Annotated in this window: 2 protein-coding genes; one reads left to right on the top strand and one right to left on the bottom strand. The window is 72.7% G+C overall.

Translation table 11 applies throughout. From position 1 onward, the window contains the following. Positions 1-1,120, bottom strand: a 1,120-nt coding sequence (locus B9S61_RS07660; RefSeq protein WP_103541564.1) for an ATP-grasp domain-containing protein, incomplete at its 3' end; no start/stop codon positions are given. Positions 1,121-1,297: 177 nt separating this feature from the next. On the opposite strand from B9S61_RS07660, the gene B9S61_RS07665 reads away from it, so the two are divergent. Further along, positions 1,298-2,659, top strand: a complete 1,362-nt coding sequence (locus B9S61_RS07665) for a glycoside hydrolase family 26 protein (RefSeq protein ID WP_103541565.1) — start codon at positions 1,298-1,300, stop codon at positions 2,657-2,659. Positions 2,660-2,741 lie beyond the last annotated feature (82 nt).

Here is a 2,741-nt window from a genome sequence, read left to right on the forward strand (position 1 = left end):
ACATCGCCCGCCCGGGGGCGCGGTCGTCGTCCGCGTACCAGGCCAGTTCGCGTCCGGCCGGCGCCGAGCGCAGCGCGGCGAACGGCGCGTAGTTCTCCACCACGAACGACCGCCCGGCCACCGCTTCCCCCTCCGTCACCGCACGGCCGGTCAGGTCGAGGTGCAGGGCGCGTACGACGTCCAGTCCCGCGCTGTCCGCGAACAGCCGGAACTGGGCTCCGGGGCGCGGGTTGAAGTCGAGGAGGTGGTAGCGGCCCGTCGTACCGCAGCGGCGGAAGTCGAGGTCGAGGACGCCGCGGTAGCCGAGTTCGGAGGTGAGCCGCTCGGCGAGCGCGCTCACCTCGGAGTTGGGTGTCCAGTGGCCGACCGCGGTCAGTCCCGCGCCGCGCGGCCAGGACAGCCGCTTGCGGCCGGAGCCGCCCGCGCGGACGGTGCCCGAGCGGTCGGCGTAGCCGTGGAAGAACCAGTCCCGGTCCTCGCCCGGCGGCAGATACGACTGGAGCAGCAGCGGACTGCCGGCCTCGGCGGTGCGGGCGTGCAACTCCCGGGCCTGCCGGGGGGAGTGGACCAGCTGGGTGCTGCGCAGTCCGCTGCCGGGAGGCAGCAGCCAGGGCCGGCTCCACTTCGCGACCAGCGGCAGCCCGAGGCGCCCCGCGTCCTCGGCCGCCCGGCCGGGACTGTCGGGCAGGAGCGTCCGGGGGTGCGGGACTCCGGCGGCGGCGCACAGGGTGGCCAGTTCGGCCTTGTCGGCGACCCGTTCGGGCAGCGTGGCCGGCAGCGCGGGCAGCAGGTAGGACGGCGCGAGATCGGCGCGCAGCCGTGCCGCGGCGATCGCGGTCGCGTCGTCCATGGGGATCAGCACGGCCGGTCGCCCCACCTGTGCGGCCACCCGCCGCAGCACGGCGAGGATCTCCTCGGCGGTCGCCCCCGGAGCCGGCGGGGGATGGATACGGCGCGCATATCGCGAGCGCCGGACGGGACTTCCCGCGCAGTCGGCGACGACATGCACCTCCACGCCGGCTCTGCCGAGCGACCGTACGGCCCCGAGTGTTCCGTGGTGAAAGGGATTCCGGTCGATCCGCAGCACTACGGCGGGGATCCCGGTGTCAAGCAGCGACACGCATTCTCACTTTCTTCTGGTGCCGGCTCACCCGCACGGGGCATTCCGGCACTCGAAAGCCGCAGTGACAGTGGCACCGTCGGATTTCTTATGACTGACTTCATATGACTGGTCGTCACCAACGAGGCTTCGGACGTAAGGCAGAAGGCGGACGAGCGCGAGAAAGAGGAGCAGCCAATGGCCCCACAGCACAGGCGGGTCCGGGCCCGCGGAATGGCCGTGGGCGCGGCGGCGGTCGTCGTGTCGGCCGCCCTGGCGGCCGGTCCGGCGGTGGGGGCGGCGCGAGCCGACGACTCCCGTCCCGCACCGCCGGCCCCGACGGAGCCCGCCGTCGCGCCGGCCGTCCCGCACCCCACCGTCCCCACGCCGGGGATCCCCACGCCGGCGATCTCCGCACCGGAGATTCCCGTCCCCGCGGTCCCCGTACCGGAGATCCCCGTGGTCCCGGCCGTCCATCCGCCGGCGCTCACCCCGCCGTCCGGCCAGGAGCAGAACCGTGACGTCCCGGCCTTCGGCGCGTTCCTCGCCTCCGACGACCGCGGCGTGGCCCGGATGAAGCAGCTCAGCCGCTGGCTGGGCGGCGCGGAGCTGCGCGTCGGCCACACCTACCTGCCCGGCAACCACTGGAGCGACATCGAGGGCGACATCCGCTTCCTCGAGTCGTGGGCGGACTGGCGCAACGCCGATGACGACCGGATGCTCGTCCTCAACGTCCCCATGCAGGAGCGCAACGAGGAGGGCGTCTCCGACGAGGAGGTCCGGAGACTGCTGCGGCGGGGCGCGGCCGGGGAGTTCGACCACCACTTCCGCGCCCTCGCCGAGCGGCTCGTCGCACTGAAGGTGCCCGACACGATCCTGGTCCTCGGCTGGGAGATGAACGGCGTCACCTACACCCACCGCTGCGGTCCCGACCCGGAGTCGTGGAAGAAGTACTGGAACCGCATCGTCAGGACCATGCGCGCGGTGCCGGGCCAGAAGTTCCGGTTCGACTTCACCCCGAGCCGGGGCCGGGACGCCGTCCCCTGGACGCAGTGCTACCCGGGGGACGACACGGTCGACATCGTCGGAATGGACTCCTACGACCAGCCGTCCGGGATGTCCTTCGACGAACAGATCAGGGAGCCCTACGGACTTCAGGCCCACGTCGATTTCGCCAAGGCGCACGACAAGCCCATCTCCTATCCGGAGTGGGGGCTTTTCCGCAACGGCGACAATCCCGAGTACATGCGGCGCATGCTCGAATGGATGGAGGAGCACCGGCCGCTCTACAACACGGTGACCGACTACTGCCCGCACGGGGTGTGGCAGTGCGACGACAACCCGGACTCCTCCCGCGTCTACCGGTCCTTCCTCTACGGCCGCACCCATGACGCCGACCCGGACGTCCCGGGTGTCCCGGACGTCACCCCGGCACCGTCCGCGCCGGAGGGGCCGCTGCTCCCGGAGAGCTGCTCGCCGCTGGACCTGGGCCGCTGGGTGGAGCACTGGCTCGGCGGGAAGCTCTGCCTGCGCTTCGACTGGTGGTCGCGCAGCCGCTAGCGAGGGCCCCCTCCCGGCCGGGTTCACCGCCGTCACCGCGGAACGTCGGCGGCGGTGGCCGGGCCGGGCACCGACGCGGCGG

The organism is Streptomyces sp. SM1, from assembly GCF_002910825.1.
Lineage (GTDB): Bacteria > Actinomycetota > Actinomycetes > Streptomycetales > Streptomycetaceae > Streptomyces > Streptomyces okerensis.